This window comes from Streptomyces sediminimaris (assembly GCF_047049295.1).
Classification (GTDB): Bacteria; Actinomycetota; Actinomycetes; order Streptomycetales; family Streptomycetaceae; genus Streptomyces; species Streptomyces sediminimaris.
In genome coordinates this window covers 4,856,470-4,881,250 of the sequence record NZ_JBJWOT010000001.1, presented here as the reverse complement: position 1 = coordinate 4,881,250, position 24,781 = coordinate 4,856,470, and the positions used below count along the sequence as shown (strand labels likewise).

Below are 24,781 nucleotides of genomic sequence, written 5' to 3'. Positions count from 1 at the left end.
CAGGCTCAGGGTGTACCGAGTGAGTCCGGGCGGATCGACCGGCGGATGGACCGGCGGGACGAGATGCTCCGGGCGGGGAGCAGGAATGGTGGTCGGGTGGGGGTGACGTACAAGTACTTCGGCGCGCCGGACGGTGCGACGGCGGCCCGCGTCCCGATCTCGATGCGCCCCGAGGAACTCGGCGGCGACGAGCTCGGCATGAACGGCATGTTCACCAAGATCAAGCCGGAGACGATGGCCGCGATGGTGCTGACCGGCATAGAAGGCGTCCCCCTGCACAAGGTCCCGCCGCTGGAACTGGTCGTCCTGCACCCCGACTACGCGGTGGTCAAGCTCCCCATGACGGTCGTCGACCCTCTGCGCGGCATAGGCGAGGAGGCGGTCGGCGCGGCGGCGTTCATCTGGTCGACGGTCCCCGACCGCGGCGGCCCGCGCGACGCGTTCAACGTCTACCAACTGCTGCACGAGTGGCAGGACTTCTCGCATCGCCTTCATGAGGCGGGGCATCAGCCTTATTGCCTTGTGTGGCCCTGAGCTGGGGTTTCTTGCGGATCGGGCGGGGTCTTCGGGCCTCGCCCTTTTTGGTGCCGGACGGGGGCCGTCAGGCGGCCAGGGCACATTGAGGGCACATTGGTTTTGTTGGGGGTGCTGATGTGCCCTGGGTTGCGGGCGGGCCGCCGTCGTCTTCCGCTTCCGCCTCGGCTTCCGTTTCCGTGAAGGCGTCGTTGATCGCCTTGCGGGTGCGGGTCTCGCTGGACGGCAGCAGGTGCGTGTACGTCCGCAGCGTGAAGCCCGGGTCCGAGTGGCCGAGGTACTCGGAGAGTGCCTTGATGCTCTCCGCCTTTCTGCCCCAACCTCTCAAGGGGACATGTGTGACAACCCACCTCGTCTCACCGAACACCGTTCTCGCCAACGCACTTCTCCGCGCCGAGGACATCCTGACTCCACGCATCCTGGCCACCCCATCCGAGCGGATCGTGCTCGTCGTAGGCACCCAGATCAACGGTGCCCCGCACATCGGCACTTCCCTCGTGCAGTCCCTGGCCTTCGCCATAGCCGCCCGCCTGCGCGACCGCTTCGGTATCCCCACCGAGGTCCTCTTCAGCGCCCTCGACAACGCCCCGTACGAACTGGCCATCGACCCCGCCAGCGGCCACCGCTACCAACGCGCCTACGCCCAAGGCCTCGGCGACACGGCCGTGGCCGACCTCGTCAGCGCCCTCTATCAACCCCTCTTCACGGCGCTGTCCCCGGCGCCTGGGAATCCCGCACCGCATCGAGACCTACACCCAGCAGCAGGCCAGCCAGCACTTCCGCCGAACCTGGCTACGACTGCTCCCCCGCCTCGACGCCGCCCGCTGGTGGCTCGCCCCCTCGGCCTCCCTCCATCGGCACCCCGCACCTGCGCATCCCCTGCCCACATACAGGCTGCGGCTGGGCGGAGAAACACGCGGAACACACACGAGTCCATCTCACCGACCGAGAAAGAGCCACCGTCGCCGCAGTCTGCCTCCACCACGGCCCCTACCGAACCACCATCACACCCACCGCCGGTGCGTACCTCGACCTAGCCACCCTCTACCGCAACCTCGTGAAGGAACTCGCCCTCACCGGCGCACCGCCCTATGGGACTCTGCACGTCATGGTCAAGGGCGGCGACTGGATGTTCGGCTCCCTCCTCGTCGACGAGTCTCTCCAGGCCGTCGGCCTCACTCGCGCCCAACTCCCCGCCCGCCTCTTCTGCCCGCAGGTCGTCACCGACACCGGCGCGAAGCTCCCCAAGTCCCTCATCTGCGAAGGCCATGCCCCCTTGCCGGAAGGCGCCGCCGGCTGGATGCTTGACACCCAGCAATGGCCGGGCACTGTCACCGAATACGCCGACCAACTGCTGGCCACGGCCCAGACCCTGCTCTCCGCCCCCCGACACTTCTTGCGCTCGTACTCCGCGGCCGAGATCGGTCGCCTGATCACACCAGCGCCCAGGAGCATTTCCGCCCGATGAGCAACGCCGCCCCACGCGTCCACGAACTCAACCTCTACCGCCAGTACTTCGACCTGGTCGCCGCCGGCACCAAGACCATCGAGGTTCGGGTCAAATACCCCCACCTCGCCGACCTTGCCGCCGGCGACACCATCCGCTTCCGAATCAAAGGGACCGACGAGACCTGTCATGTGAGCATCCAACGGGTCACCGAGTACGCCGACTTCGAAGCCATGCTCGACAGCGAGGGGTCGGACAACGTCAACCCGACGGCCACCCGCGACGAACAACTCGCCAACATCCGGAAGATCTACCCATCCGAGAAGGAAGCCCTCGGCGTCCTGGCCATCCGGATGAAGCTCAGCGGCTGACGCACTGCGAGCAGCCCCTCGTCCGGGCATCGCCCCCGCTCCTGCCGTCCAGCACCACCGCCCAGCCAGGCGCTTCCGCCATCGAAGCCACTGCCGCTGAGCGGGACCATCGTACTCGGCACCTTGGGCGGCACTCTCGACGAGGAGTGGAGACCAGCAGCAGCGACTCCACGTCCACGTCGCCCCCGGCCAGCAACTCGCGGGAGAAGGTGATGTTCTGGCCGGTATCAGCGGCCTTCGGCCCGCCCGGCACGCCCACGCCCAGCGCATGCTGGCGGGCTACCTATGCCAACCGTGTTGGAACACCGCCTGTACGAAAAAACCGCCCTCGTCGGTCTTGCCGTACGTGAACTTGCCCTGAGCTTTGACCACTTGGCTGGCCAAGCCCGTGAGGCCGTGCCCGCCATGTGGCATCGACGACACGGCGACGCGAGGGGGCTCGTTGCGCACCATCACGACCAGCCGCTCCGACGAACTGTCCCGAGCAGACGACTCGATTGTCACCTCGATCCGCGCCCCTGGCGCGTAGCGCACCGCGTTCGTCAGGGCCTCCTGTACAACACGGTAGGCGGCGCTCTGGATGTCGGCGGGCCAGCGGTCGGGCTCTTTCACGGCTATTCGGGCTGTGTCAAACAGGTCGGCACGGGCTAGAAGCTGTGCGATCTGCCGCAGGCTGCCCGTCCGCGGATCGTTTTCCGGGGGGCGCAGCATCCCGGTGACGGCACGCATCTCGTCGAGCGCCCTGCGACTGAGTGAATGGATGGCGGCGGCGTCCTCGGCAACAGCCAGGTCCTGTGTGCGGGAACCGAGAGCCTCCGCTCGCAAGGCGATCAGGCTCGCCGCGTGGCCGATGGAGTCGTGCAGCGTACGGGCCAGCGCGGACCGTTCCTCCATGGAGGCCAAGCGCCGGGTGAGACGCAGTTCCTCGGACCGGCTGCGCCTGAGCTCGATGTAGCTGCTGACGAGCGCCCTGTGGGAGCGGAACTGGAGGCCGATCGCCGTCGGCGCGGCCGAGGCTGCGGCAGCGTGGACGATGAAGATGACCCAGCCTTTGAGCGTGCTGGGCGTTCCACGCCCGGGCAGCAGGGACTGCGCGACAGCGACGGTCGTGACCGCTGCAGTGCAGGCGCCGGCGATCCGCAGTGAGTACCGCCTCCCGATGTGAAAGAGGGCGATGATCGGAGCAAGCACGATGTCGCCGTCGGCCATGCCCACGAGGGCGAGCGCGAGGACGGTCAGCGGGCAGCGGCGGCGCATCACCAGGGCGAGGACAGTGACGATGGACACAGCAAGCTGGTGCGGATGCCAGCCAGGTGCGTGGGCATGCCACTGCAGCAGGTCGACTCCCGCGAGGAGCAGCACCCCGGCGTCGACGGCCCGCTCGCCGGTGAGCCTCCTGCGTCTCCTGCCGATCACGCCGACTTGTTGAGCAGCCCGAGCCTTTCCGCGGTCAGCGCGGCCCGCACCCGGTTCTTTGTGCCGAGCTTGGCCAGGACCGCGCTGACATGTGTCTTGACGGTCTCTGGACTCAAGACAAGGCAGTCGGCGATCTCACGGTTAGTGAGGCCGCTGCCCAGGAGTTCGAGGACTTCGCGCTCGCGCTGCGTGAATTGTGCGGCACGGTCGCGGGCTTCGGCGTCCCTCACGGAGCGAGATGCGAACCTGCGGTAGCCGTCGATGACGGTCGGCGCGACGGGCCGAGACACCGCGCCGACTCCGGCGACTGCCTCTCGGACGGCGTCGGCAAGTTCGGCAGCGGTTGCGTCCTTCAGCAGATAGCCGATGGCGCCCTCCGCGAAGGCCCGCAATACGTCCGAGTCGGCCGCGAACCGCGTCATCATGACGACGGCCGGTGGATCGGCCAGCCTCCTGAGGCCGCGCAGCACCGTGATGCCGTCCACCTCAGGCATCCGCAGATCGAGCAGGACGACATCCACCCTGTTCTCCCGAGCGAGCCGGACCGCCTCCCGTCCGGAACAATCGCCCGCCACGCGCAGATCGGAGCATTCGGGACGCTGAAGCATCGCGCGTAGAGCGGACCGTACCAATGACTCGTCATCAACTATCAGCACGCTGGTCATGACTCCCCCATGGCTGCCAGTGGCTCTCCCCGTGCACCCGGTGGTCAGCCGGGTGGTGTGGCTCAAGAGCTGTCCGTGACTTGAGGATACGCGTGCGCCTTCCCCCGGCTGGGGGGAGAAGGACGCGAAAACTGGCCAGATCAGGGGATGGGAACAGACGTGCCATTGACGCAAGCATGATCCCTGCATGCAAGCGCGTACGAAATCGTACGAAACACAACAGTTGAGCATCGTCGATGTGAACTGCCTTGCTCGATCTGACCACATCCGAAGGGAAAGCTTTGTGAGAGGTAAGAAGCTCATAGCAGGCTCCGTGTTCGTCGGCGTGGTCGCCGCGGCAGCCAGCGGTCTCATGGCATCGACCGCGTCCGCGTCGTCTCTGCCCCAGCAGAAGACCGCGGCCGACGACTCGGTGCAGCGCGCGACCGTCCTCGATGGCGGCGCCAACCCGCAGTTCCTGCACGCCATCGCCAACGACATCGTCGCCGGCGTGACCGGAGCCGTCGGCGCGAAGGCCGTGGAGACGGCTGTGAAGGTCACGACCAAGCTCAGGTCGTCCTCCAGCGAATCGTCTTCGTCGTCCGAATCGTCCTCTTCATCCAGCGGCGGCCCGGTGACGAGCCCTGCCTCGCTGCACGGCATCATCCCGGGCGACGCACAGTTCGACGCGAACTGAGCTCCGACCGTGAAGTGACCGGCCGGAGTTGACCCCGGCCACGGCCGCCCGGCGCGCCGCACCAGACGCGCCGGGCGGCCGCCCGACCGACACACATGGGGGATGCATTCCCGGATGGCAGCGCACACGAAATCCCTTGACGGGACGGACCTCGGCGCATCAAGTCCTTACTCATCGCATGACATGGCACCCGACACCTCGAACGACGGCGAGTCCCTGCCCCACCGCCATTCCGCAATTGCCCGCGTCTCCGTTCCGGTACGAGTCCGGCTCTGCGTGGTCCTCGGCATGCTGCCCGTGCTTGCCTTCACGGCGGCATGTCTGGTGTACAACGCCCCGCAGTCACCGGCTTCCGTGCGGTTGATCGGACCCGCCCGCCAGGTTCTCGAACCGTACTTCTGGCAGGACTGGCAGCTCTTCGGCCCCACACCTGGCACCAGCAACGACCAGGTCTACCTGCGGGCGCGGATTCAGTACGGAGGAAAGGTGGTCGAGACGGCCCCGGTCGAGGTCGAGAAGGCGATCGACGAAGCCCCCCGTGGTTTCCGTATCAATCCCACGAAGCTGCCCGGCATCATGCTCGCCTTCGACCAGGCCAGCAGTCACTACGCGAGTGCGGCCACCCGGATCAAGAAGCTTCCCGCGGCGCAGCACAAGGCCGCGCAGGCTGCCTTGGACAAGCGGTACAAGGCAGACTTCGAGGAGATGCAGCGGTTCTTCTCGGCCCGTGCGCACTCGTTGTACCCAGGGGCGCGAATCCTTGCCGTGCAGGCGACCTACAAGACGCAACCGATCATCCCGTTCTCGGAGCGGTACGAGAATCCCCGTCCGAAGGAGACGATCAAGGGACTCTTGCAAACGTCGTGGATGCCCTACGTACCAGGAGTGGCCAAGTGACAAGGCATCCATCTCGCGCAACGCGCGCCTGCAAAGTGGCAGGCTCCTTCTTCCTCGCCCGCCTGGACGGGTTCGCGCTGCGGCTCGCCGGCCGGGAGCGGCGCCTGATCGGTCTCGCCCTGATGCGGCTGGTCATCGGCTTCGCAACCATCCTGTACTGCCTCGCCGACTACTCCAACCGGCAGTTCCTGTGGGGCCCGCACGCCTACAACAGCCCTTCCACGGCATCCGCCCAGATCCCGGGCGGCGGCTTCTCGCTATACCTGCTCAGTGACTCGCAGGCATGGTTTGAAGTCCTCTTCCACGTGACGATCTTGGCCTCCGCCGCGTTCATGGTTTTCGGCGGCCGCATGCTCACGGTCGTACAGGCGGTGCTGATGTGGTCACTGCACTACCGCAACCAGGACCTTCTGGAAGGCGGCGACAACCTCGCCCAGATCCTTGTGATCTTCCTGGCCTTCACTGTCTCCAACGCCTACTTCGCCCCCGGCGCCAAGAAGCGGCGTGAAAAGCTCCTCGCCCCCGACCGGACGCCGGCCGTTTCCACCGTGCTGCACAACCTCGCCACGTATCTCATCATCTTCCAGACCGCCGTCCTGTACTTCGCGGCCGGCTACTGGAAGATCTTCGGCAAGGTCTGGCAGGACGGTGTTGCTATGTACTACATCAGCCGCGAGACCGAGTTCCACATGTCGGCCAGGTTTGCCCATCTCATGGCCAACGCATATCTGGGCACGGCAGTCTCATACGCGACGATCGCCATCGAGTTGGCCTTCCCGTTTGCCCTACTGTCGTCGCGGGCCTGGCTGCGCAAGGCCAACACCCTTGCGCTGGAGGCGATGCATCTGGGCATCGCAGCTTTCATGGGCCTCGTCTGCTTCGGGCTGCTGATGATCGGCGCGGATTGTGTCTGCCTGCGTGACGAGGACTACCGGTCGTTGTGGCGAAGCCTGCAGACAGGCCGGGCCCGGATGGCAGCGAATTGGCCGGGGGAGGCGGGTCGCCGCCCGCGCGAACTGCTGATAGGCGGCTCCGCACCCCGAATACCGGGTACACCTCTTCGGAAGGGAGTCCACGATCATGTCTGAGCCTCTGCTCGTCTTCGACGGCGCCTGTGGCTTCTGCCGCGCCACGGTGACGCGCCTCGCGTGTACCCCCCGTCTGCGCCTTACGGGACGCCTCTTGCCGTATCAGGCCGTGGATCTGGCCTTATACGGGTTGACCGAGCAGGATGCGCGCGAGCGCATGTGGCTTGTGTACGACGGCCGGCGCCACGGCGGAGCACAGGCGTTCGCCGCGTGGTTCGCGACGGGCGGCCCTCCCGCCCGGCTGATCGGCCGGACACTCGCCCTGCCCGGCGTACGGCATGCAGCCGACGCGATCTACAGACTGGTCGCCCGCAATCGGCACCGCATCCCCGGGCCGTGGGAGCACACGTGCGCGATCTGACGCCCGAGCCGCAGCTCCCGGCCCAACTGCCGGAAGCACAAGCTCTGTCGCGGTTCCTGACCGCGGGACCGGACGAGTGGCCCCACCTCGCACCGCGCGTGACGGAAGAGGTCGGAACGGACACTCTGGAGCGGATCGTCCGCGCCACCACCGCCCGCATCGGAGAGCTCCTCACCGTGACAGACAGCCCCGACGGGCTGATCCTTTCCGGTAGCAACGGCCAGGTACGCGCCTGGGCCCAAGCGGCACCCGACGGCGAACTCACGGCACTGCGCATCGAAGGCGCCCGCTACACGCCTCCCCGGCGCCGCCGGCGTATGCCTGCTCCCCTGGCCTGGGCGGGGTATCTGGCCCTGGTCACCCTCTGGAACGTCCTGACCGTCTGGACGGCCACAGACCGCACCGCTTGGCTCGGCGACATGGCTGGCCTGGCCGCCTTCTACGTGGCCGTCGAGGGATGCGGCGCGCCTGCGCAGCAACCCCGGCTGCTGCGCCGCACGGTCGAAGCAGCCGCCGTCGCAGCCCTCGCCTCCGCATGCCGACTGCCCGGTCTGCCGACGGGGCACGGCATCCCGCGCCTCGCAGGCGGCGTCGCCCTCCTGGCGGGAGCCGTGTGGCTGGTCGCCGCCGCCCGACGGCACCGCTGGAAGGCACCCCTGTCCCAGCCGCTGCTGTTCCCACTGGAGGGCACGTGGTATGTCGTGCAGGGTGGCGGCCGCTTACTGAACCACCATGCTCAGGTACCAGAGCAGCGCGGCGCCCTCGACCTGGTAGCGCTCGGCCCGCGAGGCACCCGTACTCGGCCGGGCCGTGACCTGACCGCATACGCCGCCTACGGGCGCCCTGTCCGCTCTCCTTGCGACGGCCGCGTGATCTCCGCCGCCGACACGGTCCAGGACCAACAGCCGGGTGAAATCCGCTACCAGCCGCCCTATGGAAACCACGTGTTCCTCGACACCGGCCGGGAGATCGTCAAGCTGGCACATCTACGCCCCGGCTCGGTGACGGTGGCCAAGGGCGACATCGTCCGCGCGGGCCAACTCCTCGGCGAGGTCGGCAACACCGGTAACAGCACCGAGCCGCACCTGCACATCCACGCCGAACGCGACGGCATCGGGCTGGACCTGGAATTCACCGGAGTGTCTGGGCGCCTGCACCGCGGGCGAATGATCCGCGCCTGAAGCAACACGCACCCTCCAACACTCCGCGATGCGCCACATCCTCCCCCAAAGGCGCCCACCTGACCCTCTCAAAGGAAGCCTGCGCTCCTATGCGCCCTCTTCACATACGCCGCGCTTTCGCCGCCGCGACAGCCGTGGCCGCAATGGCCGCCGCCCTCGCTCCCACCGCCCGCGCCGCCGAGCCGCCGAGTCCCGTGTCTCTCTCGACCAACCGCCCCCACCACGCCGCCCCGGGGACCGACGCCGGCCGGATCCCCGCAACCACGAACCTCACCGCCCGCCTTTACCTGGGCACCCGCGACCCGGACGGTCTCGGCGCCTTCCTCACCGCCGTAACCACCCCCACCAGCCCCCACTACCGGCACTTCCTCACGCCGACCCAGTACGAGAGACGCTTCGGCGTGACCCCCAGTACACGGCACAGAATCAGGCAGTGGCTCACCAGCGCACACCTGCGCATCACTGCGGACGCTCCGCACTATCTCCAACTTGTCGGCACTGAAGCCGACTTCGCGAGGGCTCTGGGCACCGGTATCCACCGCTACAACACCCCGGGCGGGACCGTCCAGGCACCCGCCGGTGACCTACGCGTTCCCCCCTCTCTGACCCAAGATGTGAGGGGCATCGAGGGTTTCGCCTTCAACGTGCCAGCCGCCGCCCGGCCCCTGGGCCGCCCAGAGCCGAACTCTATCGATCAACAGGCCGCCTGTTCCTCGTACTTCGGTGAACGCCCCGCCACCACCCTCCCGAAGGCATACGGGAGAACGCAGACCTACGCCCCCTGTCCCTACACTCCGCCCCTACTGCGCGGCACCTACGGCGTGACCGCCTCAGGAGCAACCGGCAAGGGCCGCACCGTCGCCATCGTGGGCGCCTACGGCAGCCCCACTGCAGAACAGGACGCGAACACCTACGCCACGGCCACCGGCGACCATCCCTTCCGGCCCGGTCAGTACCGCGAGCGCCTCACCCCGTCCGACTGGAACATCACCAAAGCATGTGCACCACCGGAGAGTTGGGCAGGCGAGCAGGCACTTGACGTGGAAATGGCCCACGGGTACGCACCCGATGCGGACATCCTCTACGTCGGCGCCAACTCGTGCCTGGACGCGGACCTCATGGACGCCGAGTCGTACATCATCGACCACCGCGCCGCCGACGCCATATCGAACTCGTGGGCCGAGGTCATCCACACCAGTCGGCCACACCTCTCGCCCGACCTCCTCAGAGCCTGGAACATGCTGTTCCGCCAGGCAGCAGCTGAGGGCATCGGTGTGTACTTCGCCGCCGGCGACTGCGGCGACCAGTCACCCGACGCGACCCCTGGCGGCCTAAACTGCGACCCGAACACCACCCAGGCACAGGCCGACTTCCCCAGCGGCTCGCCCTGGGTGACCTCTGTCGGCGGCACGACACTGGCTACCACCAAGGACGGCAGCTACGCCTGGGAGACCAGCATGGGCGACAACCTGTCGATCCTCTCCCCGCAGGCAACCGAGTGGGAGCCCATGCCCGGCCTGTTCACCTTCGGCAGCGGCGGCGGCCCCAGCGACTTCGGCCGGCCCTGGTACCAGCGCGGCACCGTCCCCGCCTCGCTCGCCCACGGTCACCGCGTCACACCGGACATCTCGATGGAGGGCGATGGCGCGCTTCCTGTCATGATCGGCTATACCGTCTCCGGGCGGTACGAAACGGTCGGCTACGGAGGCACCTCCGCCGCCACCCCGGCCTTCGCCGCCCTCCAGGCGGACGCCGAGCAGCTGTCCGGCCACAGCCTGGGCTTCGCCAATCCCTTGCTGTACGCGATGCGAAACGCCGGAGTCTTCCGCGACATCCGGGACCCGTCCCGGCCGACCGCCGTCATCCGCGACATGGGTCCGGAGGCCGGAACGTATCGCTATCTCCTCTACACACTCGGCCACGACCACGGTCTCAAGGCGACCAAGGGCTACGACATGTCCTCCGGTCTGGGCTCACCCGCCCCGTCGTACCTGGATTGGTTCCGACGCCAAGGCGGCTGGAGGGCAAAACGGTGATCGGTGGTGCTCCCGCTCCCATCCGATCGTTGCCGCCCGTCTGCGGGCCCCATGACGCTCGTACCCTGAGCCCATGAGGGGCACATCCAGGGCACATGAGCCTGGGAAACGGCGTTGACCTGTGAGAACTACCGAGAGGAGTTTTCCCAGGTCAACGCACATTTCCCTGCGAAGCCGCAGGTCAGCGCCCTCCCACCACCAATCGCTGCACGAGTGGCAGGACTTCAGCCACCGGCTGCATGAGGCGGGGCATCAGCCCTATTGCCTGGTGTGGCCCTGAGCCGGGCTTCATCGGCTGCCGTCTGCTGACAGCGGGCGGGGACTTCGGGTCTCGGCCGGCCGATCAGTGTCGTGCGGCCGTCGGGCAGGCGGGTGGGGAGCGGGAGCCGCTGCCGGCGTGCGGACTCGGCGAGATCGGCCGGATCGGCGGGACGGGCCCGCCCGGTGCTGGTCGCGGCACGCGAACCGGACGTCGCCGCGGACGATCCAACGGTCGGCGGCGCACAGGTTATTGGCATGGCGACCACGACCTCCCCGGACCTCCCCCTGCGCGCGCCCGCCGCGTGCTCGGCACAGGTGGTTCGTGCACGGCGTCGCCGGCTCCGCCGTCAAGGGTGATCACGGCACGGACCGCACGGGCGCCGACGTCCTCCGAGCGCTGTGAACCCCCGTGTCACCGTGCGCCCCCGCGTACACCGATGATTCGCCGTAGCCCCTTCCGGTAAGGCTCCGGGATACGCACAGCCCGTGTGCCGGGCGCATGCGCTTCGTACGCTGGTTCATTGGTGGGGCTGTCCGTCGACGGTTCCACGCGGGGGAAGGGGCAAGACAGTGGTCAACGGGGACACGGCGGACTCGGCGGCGTTAGGAGGGGTCCGCGTCCTGTCACCGCGCGGAGCCGTGCAGGGTGCCGGCATTCTGGTGCTGCCGGGAACGGTGCTGACCTGCGCGCACGTCGTGGCGTCGGCCCTCCGCCCGGGCCGGGACGGTCTCGAGGCGCCGACCCGCGCGGTACTGGTCGACGCCCCCGGGCATCCGGACGTCGCGGCCGGCGAGGCGGTTGTCGTCGCCCGCGGCTGGTTCCCCGGCCCGCTGGCGGGCGGTTCCGGCGCAGACCTCGCCGTACTGCGCACTCGGTGGTCGCCCCCGCGGAGCCTGGCCCCGGCGCGGCTCGGTCCGTGCGGTGAGCCGGACCTGCGCGAAGTGGGCGCCTGCGGCCACCCGGTGGGCGCGCCCGACGGCCTGTGGTCCACCGCCCGGCTGGTGGGGCGCGGCGGCCCGCACCGGGACTGGATCCAGCTGGAGGGGCTCGGCGCGGCCGGCGCGCGGGTGGGCCCCGGCTTCAGCGGGGCCGGGGTGTGGGACCCGGCGGCCCGTCGCGTCGTCGGGATGATCACCGCCGCGTACGGCGACCGGCAGGCCAAGGTGGCCTGGATGCTCCCTATGGAGGCCGCCGCGCGGATGTGGCCGGATCTGGCCGGGGCGGTGGAGCCGCCGGGGCGGGGCGTGCCCGGCGGGCCGGGACGGGATGCACCCGGCGGGCCGGGGTGGTGGGCCGGTCCGCCGTCCGACCGGGACCAGTTCGCGCTCGCCGACGCCCTGCTGAACGTGGCTCAGGTCGAGGAGGACCACGGGGCCGCGCTGCGCGGCCTGCTGCCGCCCGCGATCCGGCGCGCCGTCCGCACCCACGCCCGGCCCCGGTTGCAGCTCTTCTTCCTCGTCCAGGCCTGCGCCGAACACCCCGGCGGCAGAGAGGCGTTGGTCGGTGCCCTGCGGTTGCTCGACGACGAGTCGCAGGCCGCGAAGGCGGCCCTCGGCCTCTTCGAGGACCTCTGGCCGGCGGCCCCCGCGGCCCCCGGAGGCGGGGCCCGGTGATGCACAACCACGGTGCCTGGGGACCGCCCAAGGTCCTCCTCGACGCGCTGGACGCCCTGCCCTGCCTGGAGGAGCCGGGGATGCTCCAGGAGTGCGCGCGCCAGGTGGGCCGGGCACTGGGGATCAGGGTCGCCCTGCCGGAGACCAGCCGCCGCCGCGTGTCCCTGCTCTTCCTGCTCCAGGCGGTGGTCCCCTGCCCGGACGGCCTGCAGGTGCTGGGCAGCGTCGTCGGAATGGTGGAGGGGGAGACCCGCCACATGGCCCGGGTGCGGACCGCGATCGCGCTCGCCGAGGTACCGCTGTTCTCCCCCGACACCTGGCAGCGGCTGATGAACCTCCTCGGCGACCTGGACGTGCTCGACATCGCCGGCGCCTTCCGCGCGGCCCTGGGCGACCTCCCCGAGCCCCTGCCGGCCCACTGCGAGGAGCCCTGGCTCGCGGTGCTGTACGCGGCCACCCTCAACGCCCGGCCCGGCGAGCCGCTCCCCTGCGTCCTGCTCGTCGAGCACCTCGCCCGGTACGCGCAGGGACAGCAGCGCCAGGCACTGCTCGAATGGGCGGCGGAGCACCACTGCAGCCCGGAGGCGCACCCGGGCAGCGCGGCCGAGACCGCCCTGCCCGCGGCCGCCGGGGGCGAGACCGGCCCCCCGGCCGACCGGCCCCCCGCCGGCTACGGCCCCGTAGGGCCCCCGGCGCCCGCGGTGCCGCTGCCGGGAGTCGACGCGGACGGCGTCTGGGCGCCGGCCACCTGGCTGCTGATCCGGCTGCGCCCGCTGCCCTATCCCGAGCACGACGGTGTCCGGCAGCTGACGTACTGGCGCCAGAACGGCGACGATCTGAACCCCTATCCGGTCAAGGGCGGGGATCTGCAGATCGACGTCGCCGACCTGCCCGACAAGGTGAAGTCGCTGGTGCACGAGGCCGAGACCGGCTGGGCCTATCTGTGCAGGGAGGACCCGACGCTGGAGTTCGTCCTGCCGCGGGACCTCATGGACCTGCCGGTGGAGACGTGGGCGAAAGAGGGGTTCGGAAAGGCGGGCGCAACCCTCGGGAAGGACCATCCGGTCGTGCTGCGCAGCCTCGAACGGGTGGAAAGCAAGGCCACGCATGGACGCTGGTTCAGGCGCTGGGACGCCCTGAAACCGGGGTGCCGGGGGCCGGTCCACTGGTTCCCCGAGGAGCACCCCGACCGGCTGCTCGCCAACCCGCACCCGGTCATGGTCGTGCTCAGCGGGCCGCCCGGCGGGCAGCAGGGCGCGCGGCACGGGGTCGATGAGCTGGACGCGTCCCTGCGGGCGGGAGTGCCCATCGTGGTGTGGGACCGCAGAGGGGGCGTCGATCCTGTTTTTCGTAACGAATTGCAGGAACTGGCATCGGCCAAAGGCATACACCGGTTACCTGACGAAGTCAGGTCGTTGCGTATTGAGCCCGGGGGCGGGGATGCTGCTGGGGGCGGCTCGTCTACGCTCGGTCGCCACGCGGCATTGCTCTGGGACGACCCCTACCGCCTGCCGGGCGGGCAGGGAGAGGCGGCGGATTCTTCCGCGCAGGGGGAAGGGTAGGACGAGATGCTTCCAGAGGACGGTGTGTCCGGGGGGACGCGTCCGGCCGGGGACGCGCCCGCGGACGGCACCGGCGGGTCCGGACCCGACGGCGCGGACCGCGGCGGCCCCGACCACCGGTGGTGGATCTACCGCGGGACGGGCCGGCCCCTGTACGACACCGGCCTCGCCGAGCTGCTGCCGCCGCCCCCGCCGTGGCGCCGTTTCGCCGGCGGACCGGCGGTGGCGCCGCCCCCGCCGGACGACGAGGAGATCGAGCGCCGGCTGGGCCGGATCAGCGCGTTATCCAGCGGTTCGGACCAGGTCAGGCGCGAGGCCGACATGGTGAACGCGGCTCTGCTGCTGCGCCGCCCGCTGCTCGTCACGGGGCGCCCGGGCACCGGCAAGTCCTCCCTCGCCTACCGGATCAGCCGGGAGCTGAGGCTGGGCCGCGTCCTGCGCTGGCACATCACCAGCCGCACCACACTGCGCTCGGGACTCTACGAGTACGACGCGATCGGCCGCGTCCAGGACTCGGCGGCCCTGCGCGCCCTGGACCCGGTGAGCGGGAACGGCGCCGCGGCGAACGGCCGGCCGCCGGGCGAGGAGCAGCTCCCGGGGATCGGCGACTACCTCCAGCTCGGCCCGCTGGGCACGGCGCTGCTCCCCTACGAGCTTCCCAGAGTGCTGCTCGTCGACGAACTCGACAAGAGCGACCAGGATTTGGCCAATGACCTACTGAGCGTGTTCGAGGAGGGGCAGTTCCCGATCGCCGAGCTGGTGCGGGCGCGGCGGCTGCACCCGCGGGTCACGGTGATGACCGACGACCCGGGCCGCAGCGCCGAGATCGTCGACGGCGTCGTCAGGTGCCGGGCCTTCCCCCTCGTCGTGATCACCTCCAACGGCGAGCGCGAGTTCCCCCCGGCGTTCCTGCGCCGGTGCCTGCGGCTGCGGATGCCGGAGCCCGACCGGCCGCAGCTCGTCGACATGGTCATGGCCCATCTGCGCGAGGCGGCCGGCGGCACGGGGGGCACCGACCGCGCCGACGGCCTGATCGACCGCTTCCTGCACAACAGCCGGGAACGGGGCGGCCTGGCCGTGGACCAACTGCTCAACGCCGTGTTCCTGGCGACCTCGGGCCGCTTCCCCGGTGACGACGAGGAGGCACTGGAGGACCTCGTGGACGCGTTGTGGCACCGGCTCGACGGAGCGGGGGCGGAATCGAGGGCCGGATGACATCGGCGTCCCCCGAACCGCCTTCCCCGGGCACGGCACCCGGAGGAGGGCCGCGGCCTGCCCCGGACCAGGAGCTGCCGGCCTGGACGGAGCTCGCCGACGCGCTGTACCTGGCGGCCTGCCAGGACGCGGCGGTACCGCTGTTCGACGCTCCCGGGCGGGCGGCCCGGGAGCGCGGCGAGCGGCCCCGGCAGCCCAGGCACCGCCCCGAGGCGCCCACCGGGCCCGACGGGCGTGACCCGCGCCGCTCCGCCGGGCCCGCGGCCGGCGGGGATCCGCAGCCGTCCGACGCCCTCCCGGCGCTCGGCGTGCTCCCGTCGGCCGGCGGCACCCGGTTACGCCCGCCGGCCGCCCCGGGCTCCGGCGGGGAGACGGACCCCGAGCAGACCGGGTGGCCCGCGTCCCCCCGGCTGGCCGACGCGCTCGCCCTGGCGCGGTCGCTGCGCCCGCTGCGCCTGTTCCGCGACTCGCCCCGGGAGGTGGAGCTGGACGAGGAGGCGACCGCCGAGCGAGCGGCGATGGCGGGGATGTGGACACCGGTGTGCCGTTCGCTCCCCGAGCGCCGTCTGGACCTGCTGCTCCTGGTGGACGAGAGCCCCTCGATGGCCCTGTGGTCGCACACCACCCGCCAGATCGCGGAACTGATGGAGCAGACGGCGGCGTTCCGCACCGTGCGGCTGGTCCGCTGGGACCTGGACGACGACGCGCCGGCGGGCCTGCGGGCGGCCGACGTCCACACCGGTGACCGGCAGCTGCTGCTGGCCGTGACGGACGGCGGCCACGGCGCCTGGCGCACCGGCCGCGCCGCCTCGGTACTGCACCGGCTGGGCCGCCTGTCCCCGGTCGCCGTACTGAGCCTGCTCCCCCAGCACCTGTGGGACCTGACCCTGCCCACGGTCACCCGCACCCGGTTACGGGCCGTCTCGCCCGCCGCGCCCAACCGCTCCTACGACGCCGACCGGAAGCACCCCCACAGCGACTCCCTCGGGCTCCAGCCGCGCGACGCCCCCGAGCCCGGCCCGCAGAACGCCGTCCCGGTGCCCGTCGTCGAGCTGCGGCCGACCTCGCTGGGCCGCTGGGCCCGGCTGGTGGCCGCCACCGGCGGTGAGTGGCACGGCCTCGCGGCGCTGTGGACCGCCCCGGGCCGGGACCTGCGCTCGGCGGCGGTCGGCCCGGTCCCCGAGGACCTGGCCGACCTGGTGGCCGAACCGCCCGGCGCCGAGGCCGGCGACGCCGTCTCCGCCGAGTCCTCGGCCGTACGGCGGGCCAAGCGGGCCGCCGCCATGGTGCGCCGCTTCCGGGCCACCGCATCCCCCGCCGCCTACACCCTCGCCCAGCGGCTCGCGGCGGCCCCGCTCAACCTCCCCGTCATGCGGCTGATCCAGCAGGCCCTGCCGGAGGCGCGGTTCTGGAACCTGGCCGAGATCATGCTGCTGGGCCTGGTGCGCCGTACCGACGACGAGGCCGACGTCGAGGACGCCCACCGCGTGTCCTTCGACTTCGAGGAGGGCGTGCGCGAGGAGCTGCTCGCCCTCGGGAGCAGGGCGGAGACGATCCGCGCGCTGCGCCGCGTCCAGCGCCATCTCGGCCCGCGGCTCGAGGCGCTGTGGGGAGAGGGCGGCGAGGCTCTCGTGGCGCCGGAGGGCGAATTCGCCGACCCGCCGATGACGGAACAGACGCGCCCGTTCGTCTCTCATCTGTACACGGCACTGTGCGCGGTGTCGGGTCCCTACCTCGCGCGCGCCAACCATCTGGGCCGTCTCCTGCAGCACACGGGCGGCCCCCGACCGGCCAGGCAGGTCACCGCCGTCGGCGGCCCGGCCACGCCGGGACACAAGCGGCCATCAGGGTACTCATCCGGCGAAAAGCAGGCAAAGTTGCATATTCCACCCGAGGGCACGGTAAAATCCGGGCCTCGAACATCTCAGGCCCCGGACCCGGCGAACACCCCGCGCCCTACGGGGACTTCGTCCACGGCGCCGCCATCCGCCGCCGCCCAGCCCACCCCGACCACCCCCTCCCCTGCGCCTGTGCCTGCGCGTCCACGACAAGGAGGCCTGCCCGTGTCTGCCGGTCTGCCCGTTGCCCCGGGTCCGCGAAGCCCGCACGACCCGCCCCGCATCTGGGGGAACGTACCGCAGCGGAACCGGAACTTCACGGGCCGGGAGACGCTGCTCGACCGGCTGCAGGAGCGGCTCGGCAGCGGCGTCACCGCCGTCCTCCCGGAGGCCCTGCACGGCATGGGCGGTGTGGGGAAGTCCCAGATCGCCATCGAGTACGTCTACCGGCACAGCCGTGAGTACCGGCTCATCTGGTGGGTCCCCTCCGAGCAGGAGAGCCAGATCGTCCAGTCGCTGATCGAACTGGGCGAGCAGATGGGCCTGCAGGCGGGTTCCGAGATGAGCGCGGTGCCCGCCGTCCTCGACGCCCTGCGCCGGGGCGAGCCGTACCGCGACTGGCTGCTGGTGTTCGACAACGCGGAGAACCCCAGGGAGGTACGCAAGTACTTCCCCAGCGACGGGCCGGGCCGCATCGTGGTGACCTCCCGCAACTCCCAGTGGTCCACCGACGTCAGCTCCCTGGAGGTCGACGTCTTCGCCCGCGAGGAGAGCGTCGCGCTGCTGCGCCGGCGCAGCCAGAACCTCCCCGACGAGGCCGTCGACCACCTCGCCGCCGCCCTCGGCGACCTGCCGCTGGCGGTGGAACAGGCGGCGGTCTGGCTGGCCGAGACGGGCATGCCGGTGCAGCAGTACCTCGAGGTGTACGAGCGCAACTTCACCGAGATCATGCGCTCCGACCCGCCGGGCGACTACAACCGGCCGGTGGCCGCCGCGTGGAACGTGTCCCTGGGCCGCCTGCGCGAGACCCGCCCGGACGCCCTGCAACTGCTCCAGGTCTGCGCGTTCTTCGCCCCCGAGCCGATCGAGTGGGACCTCTTCTCCGCGGTGCGCGGCATCTCGGTCCCGCAGGAACTGCAGTCCGCCCTGGACGACCCGGTCAGACTCGGCCGCGCGGTACGCGAGATCGGCCGCTACGCCCTGGCCCGGATCGACCACCGCCAGAACACGGTCCAGATGCACCGTCTGGTGCAGCGCGTGCTGATCGAGCAGATGAATCCGCAGGAACAGGCGACGATGCGGCACGCGGCACATCAGCTGCTGGCGCACGCGGACCCGCGGATCCCGCGGCGTGCCGCCTACTGGCCGCGCTACTCCTCGCTTCTGAGCCATCTGAGGGCCTCCAGTGCGGTGGAGTGCGAGGATGCCTGGGTCCGGCGGCTGGTCCTGAACGAGGTGCAGTTCCTGCGCGCGCGGGGCCAGCACGAGGAGGCGCTGAACCTCGGAGAGCGCGCCGCGGAGATCTGGCGCGAGCGCCTGGGTGAGGACCATGAGGAGGCCCTCGCCATCGACCAGCAGATCGCCGAGGCACTGCGCGAGCAGGGCGTCGACCTCCCCCGTGCCTACGCCCTGCAGTCCGGACTCGTGGAACGCTTCCGCCGTGTCCTCGGCGAGGGCCACGAGGACACGCTGCAAGCCCAGAGCTTCATGGCCATCCACCACCGCAACCGTGGGCACTTCGAGGAAGCCCGGGAGATGGACCAACGGGTCTACGAGACCAGTCTGAGGGAGTTCGGCAGGGACGACCCGGCCACCCTGCTCGCGGCCCACAACTACGCGGTGAGTCTGCGCCTCGCCGGGGACTCGGCGACGGCGCGCGAACTCGACTACGACACCTGGCAGCGCAGGATCGAGGTTCTGGGCGAGGACCACCTCTCCACACTGGCCACCCGGGACGCCTATCTGCTCGACCTCCAGGAAGTCGGCCGGTACGAGGAAGCCCTCGAGGGCATCGAGCTGCTGGCGGAAGAGGTCACCGAGAGGCTCGGTGAGCAGCATCCCTTCACGGCGCTGGTGAACCGCGGGCGATGTGTCATCCGCCGCAAGATGGGCGACCACGAGGGCGCGTACGCGCTGTCACGCCGTTACATCGAGCTGGTCCGGGACATCTTCGGCGCCGACAGCCGCACCTACCTGCTGATGGCCGTCAGCCACGCCAACGACCTGCGCCAGATCGGCAAGCTCCAGGAGTCGCGCGCGCTGAGCGAGGAGGTGCTGGAGCAGCACCGCGCCAGGTACGGGCGGGAGCACCCGCACAGCTATGCCTGCGCCATGAACCTCGCGGTGACCCTCCGGCTGCTCGGGCAGCCCGAGGCCGCGCTGGAGCTCGACCTGGAGACGGTCGAGGGTCTGAACCGCACACTCGGTCCGGTGCACCCTCGTACGCTCCTCGCCCGGATGAACCTGGCCAGCGACCACTTCGCCCTCGGCCGCCCCGAGGAGGCCTGTGCCATCGACGAGGCGGTCGCCGAGAAGTCGGCGCAGCTGCGGGAGAACCACCCGGCGAACCTGGCCGTGCAGCTCAATCTCAGCTATGACCTGAAGGCGCTGCGCCGGACCGAGGAGAGCGAGCGGATGTACGCCGAAGCCCTCCAGCGGTACCGGGACGCACTGGGCCCGTCCCACCCCGCCACGCTGGACGGTGAGAAGGGGCTGCGGGCCAATGCCGACATCGACCTGATCTCGCTCTAGTCGTCGACCCGCACGCTCCGGTCGGTCCGGGCGGGGCCGGAAACGGCTCCGCCGAGCCATGCGGCCAGGTGGAAGGGGTCCGGGAAACCGCTCCCCGAGGCGGCGACCGCCCGGCAGACGCCGGCCACCACCTCCGGTCTGTCCAACAGGATCGCGCTGCCCGTCTCCCGGGTGCGGGCCGGCACGGCCAGCGCGGCGCCGATCCACGCTTCGACGTTTCGCGGGTCGCGCTCGGTCACCTCCCGGTAGCAGCGCTCGGCCCGCCGGGCGTCCCCCGCGACCACCGCGTATTCGGCCCGGCGAGCCGGATCCGCACCGCCCTCCGCCTGCCGGCGTTCACGGGCGAATCGGTCCGGCGCCGACAGGCGATACCTGGCCAGCGGCCCGAAGGTGTCCAGACGGACCAGCTCCGGGCGCGGGCGCAGGACGGACGGCGGTACGGCGGGTGCCGGGTCCCCGGCCGTCCAGGCCGCGGCGCACCGCGCGGCGTCGGCCTGCCCGATCTCCAGGTGCCGCGCCCGCCAGAGCGCGCGGCGCAGCAGGCAGTAGTCGCGCGCCAGGCGGCCGGGGACGGCCGGCACGTCGTCCTGCTGCCACTCCCGGACGAGGGCGGCGATCCCGTCCACGAACAGGTGGCCCGCCTCCGTCAGGCCGCTCTGGGTCACGAGCGGGGTGACGGCCTCCTGCAGCTGTTCCCTGAGCACGGCGAACTCGAAGTCGGCGCGCTCCGCCTCGGTCCCCGTCACATGCCTGCGGTGGATCCGCCAGAACCGCGCGGCCCCGCTGAACGCGTACAGGCCGTGCAGCAGCCCCAGCGCCGGGCGGGGGTCGCTTCGCCAGGGGGCGTAGTAGAGCCGCGGTGTCCGCGGACCCCCGGGCACGTCGTCGGGAGCCTGGACCAGCCGCACCACGGTGAGCAGCGCGTTCAGCTGCTGGTGCCGGGTCTCGTGGACGAGGACGGCGGCCGTCTGCGTCGCGTCGTAGGGCAGGGAGAGCGTGATCGCGCCGAAGGAATCCACCGAGGACGCGCTGGCCACCAGGCCGCCGCGGGCCGTCTGGAAGGGTCTCGGCACGAACGCCCTGACGAGCGCTCTCAGCGCCGCGGCGTCCGCCGGGGACTCACGGTCCAGCACGGCGTACGCCTCGGCGAGGCGGTCCTCCCACAGCTGTGCTCGGCGCCCGGCCAGCCGGCCCGGCGACTTCGGGTGCCGCATGAAGTCGCGGTACGGCGTCACCGTGTCCAGCCACGGTCCCCTTCCGGCCACGCTCCCGGTGGTGTGCGGCGCGAGGGCCCCCAGCACGCGCAGCGGACGCCATCCCGGCGCCTCACCGGCGGGGAGGCGCGGCAGCTCCACGACCGCGAGTTCCCCCCGTACGACGGCGCCGTCCCGCTCCACCCGGACCTCCGCCTCGCTCCACCGGCGCCGCGCCACCGGACCCGCCACTCCCAGGCCGGGCATCCACACCGTGCCGCGGTGGGCCGGCACCCGGAGCACGGCCGGGATCCGGGCGCGCGCGGCGGCCGCCGCGGCCAGCGCCTGGAACTGGCCGAGATCGGCCCACAGCGGTACGGGCGACGGCGTGCCGTCGGATCCGCCCAGGCGCCTGAGCAAGCGCGTCGCCCAGGCCATGACGGCGGGATCGGTGAGCACGCTCTCCACCGCCTCGGGCGCCTCCCGCTGGGCCAGGCCCAGCAGACGCCAGGCCTCGTGCGCCGACGGTACGCCGCCACGGCGCCGGGCCCGCCCGGACGCCTCCTCGGCGTGCTCCAGCAGCGCACGCAGTACCAGAAGGAGCTGGCTGCGCTGGGTGGAGCGGAGCAGGTGCAGGTCGGCGTCGCTCGCACGACCCGCCGCGATGGCCCTGAGGGACTCCCGGGAGAGCCGGTGGACGTCCAGCGACCGGCCGGTCACGGTCGTCGCTGGCCCTGCCCGCGCTCACGCAGGAATCTCATCTCCTCGCTGTTGGACTCGTTGAGCGTTCCGAAGGCCAGGCTGACCCTGTGCTCCGCCCGCCTCAACGCGCGTCGCAGCGTTGGATCGTCGCGCGAGTGCAGCTCCGCCAAAGAGATCCCAGACAGATCGAGCAGGTCGGAACAGAAGTCCTTCGCAGACTCTGCCATACCGTGGTTCCCCCTGACGTGGTGGTTTGGCGGCTCGCGGTGCGCTTCCATGGTGGCTGCATTGGCTCTGGAGCGGAAGACGGCCGCAGGTCATACAGCGTGGGGCCGACGTGGGTGCGGGGCAGGGACCAGGAGGGGGCAGGGTATGACGCAGTTGGTGCGCTTCTCGTCGCGGGAGGGCGGCGGGGACGTGGTCGTGGAGGTCGCGGAGGACGAACCGGGCGTGGTGGAGGTGTCCCGGCTGGGCAACGCCGTCGCCGACGCCACCGCCTCGTTCGAGGAGGGCATCGACCGTATCCGGACCGCGGCCTCGTCCGCACTGCGGCGGCTGCGGGAGATGCCGAGCCGTCCGGACGAGGTCGGCCTGGAGTTCGGCATGCGGTTCAACGCCGAGTTCGGCGCCGTCATCGCCAAGTCCCAGGGCGAGGCGCACATGACCGTGACGCTGACCTGGCGGGCGGACGCGGACGGCGACGGTGCCGCTGCCCGTGCCCGTGCCGACGGCGACGGCGACGGCGACGGCGACGGCGACGGCGACGGCGACGGCTGAGGGTCGGCCCGCGCGCGTCGTCAGTCCCTCTCGCGCGCCCCGCCCGCCGGCACCCCCACGACCGTGAACCCGATGACCGACCCCCCGCCCTCCCGCTGGAGGGCGAAGGGCGCGCCGCCGTGGGCCGTGGCGACCTCGCGGACGATCGACAGGCCGAGCCCGGAGCCGGGCAGGGAGCGGGCGTCGGCCGCGCGGTAGAAGCGGTCGAAGACGCGGATCAGGTCGCCGTCGGCGATGCCGGGGCCGCGGTCGAGGACCTCGACGCGGACCGTGCCGGGCCGGGCCGGGCCGGCGACGGAGATCTCGATGGGGCCGGTGCCGTCGCGGTCGAACTTGGCCGCGTTCTCCACCAGGTTGGAGATCGCGCGCTGGAGCATGCCGGGGCGGCCGTCGGCCGTCGTGTCGCCGCTCGCGCGGACCGTGATCTCGTGGCCGGTGCGGCGCCGGGCGAGCCCCGCGACGTCCTCGGCGATCTCGGCGAGGTCCACCCGCTGCGGGGGCTCGGTGTCGGACTGCCCGGCGGCGAGGTCCACGAGCTCGTTGACCAGGTCGGTCAGCTCGCGGGCCTCCTGGCCGAGGTCGGCGACCAGCTCCTCGCGGGCGGCCGGGGGCAGTTCGTCGATACGGCGCAGCAGTGAGATGTTGGTGCGCAGGGAGGTGAGCGGGGTGCGCAGTTCGTGGCCCGCGTCCTGGACCAGCCGGCGCTGGTCCTCCTCCGACTGCGCGAGCCGGCCCAGCATGCGGTCGAAGGCGCGGCCGAGGCGGCCGACCTCGTCGTAGCCGGTGACGGGCACGTCGACACCAAGCCGGCGGGTGCGGGCGACGCCCTCCGCGGCCGAGGTCAGGATGATCAGCCGGCGGGTGATGCGCCGGGCCAGCCACCAGCCGAACAGACCCGCGGCGAGGACCACCGCGGCCATCAGGATCAGGGTGCGCTGCTGAAGCGCCCGCAGCAGGTCCTCGGTGTCGCTGAACTCCTGCGCGACCTGCACCGCGCCCCGCCCGTCGCCGAGGGAGACGGTCGCGACGCGGTAGACGTCGGCGGCGACGTCGACGTCCTTGTGCTCGAGGAGCTTGCCGGCCGTCCGGCTCGCCGCGATCGCCCGGTCGCCGGCGCCGACCGGGAGCGCCGGCCGGCCGCGGTCGACGACGTCCCCGGCCGGTCCCAGCACCTGCACGTCCGTCCGGGCGGGCCGTACCACGTCGTGGCCGGGCGCGGACGAGGAGAAGTCCTCGGGTGTCATCCGGTGCTGCCGCACCTCGTCGCGCACGTCCTGCACGACCTGGTCGAACACCGATTCCTGGTCGACGCGGACCAGCCGGGCGGCCGCGCCGTACGACAGCACCCCGACCAGCACCGTCACGGCCGCGGTGACCGCCGCGAACGACACCGCGAAGGTGGTGCGCAGCGAGACCAGCCCGGGCCGCCGTCTGTCCAGCAGCCGCCTGAGCCGGCTCACTCAGTCCTCCCGCAGCACGTACCCCACACCGCGGACGGTGTGGATCAGTGCCGGTGCCCCCGGCTCGTCGAGCTTGCGGCGCAGGTAGCCGACGTAGACGGCGAGGTTCTTGGAGCCGGGACCGAAGTCGTAGCCCCAGATGCGGTCGTAGATGGTGGAGTGGTCGAGGACGATCCCGGCGTTGCGGACCAGCAGTTCCAGCAGCTCGAACTCCGTGCGGGTCAGCTCCAGCTCGCGCTCCCCGCGCCAGGCGCGCCGCGCCTGCACGTCCATGCGCAGCCCCGCGGCCTCGATCTGCCGGTCGGGGGCGTGCGGCCGCTCCTTGGGCACGTCCACGGGGGTGCCGTGGTCGGGGCTGGTGCGGCGCAGCAGCGCGCGCAGCCGCGCGAAGACCTCGTCGACGTCGAACGGCTTGACCACGTAGTCGTCGGCGCCCGCGTCCAGGCCCGCGATCCGGTCCGCGGTCTCGACGAGCGCGGTGAGCATGAGGATCGGCGTGCGGTCGCCCTCGGCCCGCAGCACCCGGCAGACCTGGAGCCCGTCGATGCCGGGCATCATCACGTCCAGCAGGAGGACGTCCGGCGGGGACTTGTGGGCCTGCGCCAGCGCCTCGACACCGTCGGCGACCGCGGTGACCTGGTAGCCCTCCAGGCTCAGGGCCCGCTCCAGGGCATGTCGGATGGCGCGGTCGTCTTCGGCGAGCAGCACAGTCTGGGGCACGTACCCAGTCTGCCTT

Annotated in this window: 18 protein-coding genes and 2 pseudogenes; 14 read left to right on the top strand and 6 right to left on the bottom strand. The window is 71.3% G+C overall.

Features of this window, described 5'->3' with window-relative positions:
- The first annotated feature begins 96 nt into the window (after window positions 1–96).
- Entirely contained in the window at window positions 97–534 is a 438-nt protein-coding gene (locus ACJ9NR_RS22710; protein WP_003974483.1) for a hypothetical protein, read from the top strand.
- 67 nt (window positions 535–601) lie between these two features.
- On the opposite strand, the pseudogene ACJ9NR_RS22705 reads toward ACJ9NR_RS22710, so the two are convergent.
- Window positions 602–838, bottom strand: a pseudogene (locus ACJ9NR_RS22705) (site-specific integrase); the annotation flags it as partial.
- Window positions 839–872: 34 nt separating this feature from the next.
- On the opposite strand from ACJ9NR_RS22705, the pseudogene ACJ9NR_RS22700 reads away from it, so the two are divergent.
- Together ACJ9NR_RS22700 and ACJ9NR_RS22695 are read left to right on the top strand one after the other, a co-directional pair.
- A pseudogene (locus ACJ9NR_RS22700) lies at window positions 873–2,002 on the top strand (hypothetical protein).
- On the top strand, window positions 1,999–2,352 hold the full coding sequence (locus tag ACJ9NR_RS22695) for an ASCH domain-containing protein (protein WP_412494169.1): 354 nt from the start codon (window positions 1,999–2,001) through the stop codon (window positions 2,350–2,352). The pseudogene ACJ9NR_RS22700 and the gene ACJ9NR_RS22695 overlap by 4 nt, the downstream one beginning before the upstream one ends.
- Window positions 2,353–2,631: 279 nt before the next feature.
- On the opposite strand, the gene ACJ9NR_RS22690 is transcribed toward ACJ9NR_RS22695, so the two are convergent.
- Both ACJ9NR_RS22690 and ACJ9NR_RS22685 read right to left on the bottom strand, forming a co-directional pair.
- Complete coding sequence (locus ACJ9NR_RS22690) at window positions 2,632–3,768, bottom strand: sensor histidine kinase (protein ID WP_412494168.1); 1,137 nt, start codon at window positions 3,766–3,768, stop codon at window positions 2,632–2,634.
- Window positions 3,765–4,433, bottom strand: coding sequence for a response regulator (locus ACJ9NR_RS22685; protein WP_412494167.1), 669 nt, complete (start codon window positions 4,431–4,433; stop codon window positions 3,765–3,767). The genes ACJ9NR_RS22690 and ACJ9NR_RS22685 overlap by 4 nt, the downstream gene beginning before the upstream one ends.
- Window positions 4,434–4,620: 187 nt before the next feature.
- Between ACJ9NR_RS22685 and ACJ9NR_RS22680 the strand changes: the two genes are divergently transcribed.
- From ACJ9NR_RS22680 to fxsT, 10 genes are all read left to right on the top strand, one after another.
- On the top strand, window positions 4,621–5,109 hold the full coding sequence (locus ACJ9NR_RS22680; protein ID WP_412494166.1) for a hypothetical protein: 489 nt from the start codon (window positions 4,621–4,623) through the stop codon (window positions 5,107–5,109).
- A gap of 183 nt (window positions 5,110–5,292) precedes the next feature.
- Window positions 5,293–6,006: a DUF5819 family protein gene (locus tag ACJ9NR_RS22675; protein ID WP_412494165.1), complete on the top strand. Its 714-nt coding sequence runs from the start codon at window positions 5,293–5,295 to the stop codon at window positions 6,004–6,006.
- Window positions 6,003–7,094: an HTTM domain-containing protein gene (locus tag ACJ9NR_RS22670; RefSeq protein WP_412494164.1), complete on the top strand. Its 1,092-nt coding sequence runs from the start codon at window positions 6,003–6,005 to the stop codon at window positions 7,092–7,094. The genes ACJ9NR_RS22675 and ACJ9NR_RS22670 overlap by 4 nt, the downstream gene beginning before the upstream one ends.
- Entirely contained in the window at window positions 7,087–7,455 is a 369-nt protein-coding gene (locus ACJ9NR_RS22665) for a thiol-disulfide oxidoreductase DCC family protein (RefSeq protein ID WP_412494163.1), read from the top strand. Before ACJ9NR_RS22670 ends, ACJ9NR_RS22665 begins: the two co-directional genes overlap by 8 nt.
- The gene (locus ACJ9NR_RS22660; protein WP_412494162.1) at window positions 7,443–8,636 is read left to right on the top strand and encodes a M23 family metallopeptidase; all 1,194 of its coding nucleotides are present in this window, start codon (window positions 7,443–7,445) and stop codon (window positions 8,634–8,636) included. The genes ACJ9NR_RS22665 and ACJ9NR_RS22660 overlap by 13 nt, the downstream gene beginning before the upstream one ends.
- An 89-nt stretch (window positions 8,637–8,725) precedes the next feature.
- Window positions 8,726–10,672 (top strand): S53 family peptidase, encoded by a 1,947-nt coding sequence (locus ACJ9NR_RS22655; RefSeq protein ID WP_412494161.1) that lies wholly within the window; start codon window positions 8,726–8,728, stop codon window positions 10,670–10,672.
- Window positions 10,673–11,503: 831 nt separating this feature from the next.
- Window positions 11,504–12,547 (top strand): effector-associated domain 2-containing protein, encoded by a 1,044-nt coding sequence (locus tag ACJ9NR_RS22650; RefSeq protein WP_412494160.1) that lies wholly within the window; start codon window positions 11,504–11,506, stop codon window positions 12,545–12,547.
- Window positions 12,547–14,109: a VMAP-C domain-containing protein gene (locus ACJ9NR_RS22645; RefSeq protein WP_412494386.1), complete on the top strand. Its 1,563-nt coding sequence runs from the start codon at window positions 12,547–12,549 to the stop codon at window positions 14,107–14,109. Before ACJ9NR_RS22650 ends, ACJ9NR_RS22645 begins: the two co-directional genes overlap by 1 nt.
- A 6-nt stretch (window positions 14,110–14,115) precedes the next feature.
- Complete coding sequence (locus tag ACJ9NR_RS22640) at window positions 14,116–15,324, top strand: AAA family ATPase (RefSeq protein ID WP_412494159.1); 1,209 nt, start codon at window positions 14,116–14,118, stop codon at window positions 15,322–15,324.
- Window positions 15,321–19,913, top strand: coding sequence for an FxSxx-COOH system tetratricopeptide repeat protein (fxsT, locus tag ACJ9NR_RS22635; protein ID WP_412494158.1), 4,593 nt, complete (start codon window positions 15,321–15,323; stop codon window positions 19,911–19,913). The genes ACJ9NR_RS22640 and fxsT overlap by 4 nt, the downstream gene beginning before the upstream one ends.
- On the opposite strand, the gene ACJ9NR_RS22630 is transcribed toward fxsT, so the two are convergent.
- The gene (locus ACJ9NR_RS22630; RefSeq protein WP_412494157.1) at window positions 19,910–21,826 is read right to left on the bottom strand and encodes an aKG-HExxH-type peptide beta-hydroxylase; all 1,917 of its coding nucleotides are present in this window, start codon (window positions 21,824–21,826) and stop codon (window positions 19,910–19,912) included. The two genes, fxsT and ACJ9NR_RS22630, sit on opposite strands and share 4 nt — an antisense overlap.
- Before the next feature lie 354 nt (window positions 21,827–22,180).
- On the opposite strand from ACJ9NR_RS22630, the gene ACJ9NR_RS22625 reads away from it, so the two are divergent.
- Window positions 22,181–22,585 carry a CU044_2847 family protein gene (locus ACJ9NR_RS22625; RefSeq protein ID WP_412494156.1) on the top strand — a complete coding sequence of 135 codons (405 nt, stop codon included), beginning with the start codon at window positions 22,181–22,183 and terminating at the stop codon, window positions 22,583–22,585.
- A 20-nt stretch (window positions 22,586–22,605) separates the two neighbouring features.
- On the opposite strand, the gene ACJ9NR_RS22620 is transcribed toward ACJ9NR_RS22625, so the two are convergent.
- Window positions 22,606–24,045 carry a sensor histidine kinase gene (locus ACJ9NR_RS22620; protein ID WP_412494155.1) on the bottom strand — a complete coding sequence of 480 codons (1,440 nt, stop codon included), beginning with the start codon at window positions 24,043–24,045 and terminating at the stop codon, window positions 22,606–22,608.
- Window positions 24,046–24,753, bottom strand: coding sequence for a response regulator transcription factor (locus ACJ9NR_RS22615; RefSeq protein WP_412494385.1), 708 nt, complete (start codon window positions 24,751–24,753; stop codon window positions 24,046–24,048).
- Window positions 24,754–24,781: the final 28 nt, after the last annotated feature.

Excerpts from the sequence above, each read along its gene's own strand:
- ACJ9NR_RS22695 (WP_412494169.1), top strand. The coding sequence starts at position 1,999 with ATGAGCAACGCCGCCCCACGCGTCCACGAACTCAACCTCTACCGCCAG.
- ACJ9NR_RS22685 (WP_412494167.1), bottom strand. The coding sequence starts at position 4,433 with ATGACCAGCGTGCTGATAGTTGATGACGAGTCATTGGTACGGTCCGCT.
- ACJ9NR_RS22680 (WP_412494166.1), top strand. The coding sequence starts at position 4,621 with ATGCAAGCGCGTACGAAATCGTACGAAACACAACAGTTGAGCATCGTC.
- ACJ9NR_RS22675 (WP_412494165.1), top strand. The coding sequence starts at position 5,293 with ATGGCACCCGACACCTCGAACGACGGCGAGTCCCTGCCCCACCGCCAT.
- ACJ9NR_RS22665 (WP_412494163.1), top strand. The coding sequence starts at position 7,087 with ATGTCTGAGCCTCTGCTCGTCTTCGACGGCGCCTGTGGCTTCTGCCGC.
- ACJ9NR_RS22655 (WP_412494161.1), top strand. The coding sequence starts at position 8,726 with ATGCGCCCTCTTCACATACGCCGCGCTTTCGCCGCCGCGACAGCCGTG.
- ACJ9NR_RS22645 (WP_412494386.1), top strand. The coding sequence starts at position 12,547 with ATGCACAACCACGGTGCCTGGGGACCGCCCAAGGTCCTCCTCGACGCG.
- ACJ9NR_RS22640 (WP_412494159.1), top strand. The coding sequence starts at position 14,116 with ATGCTTCCAGAGGACGGTGTGTCCGGGGGGACGCGTCCGGCCGGGGAC.
- fxsT (WP_412494158.1), top strand. The coding sequence starts at position 15,321 with ATGACATCGGCGTCCCCCGAACCGCCTTCCCCGGGCACGGCACCCGGA.
- ACJ9NR_RS22625 (WP_412494156.1), top strand. The coding sequence starts at position 22,181 with ATGACGCAGTTGGTGCGCTTCTCGTCGCGGGAGGGCGGCGGGGACGTG.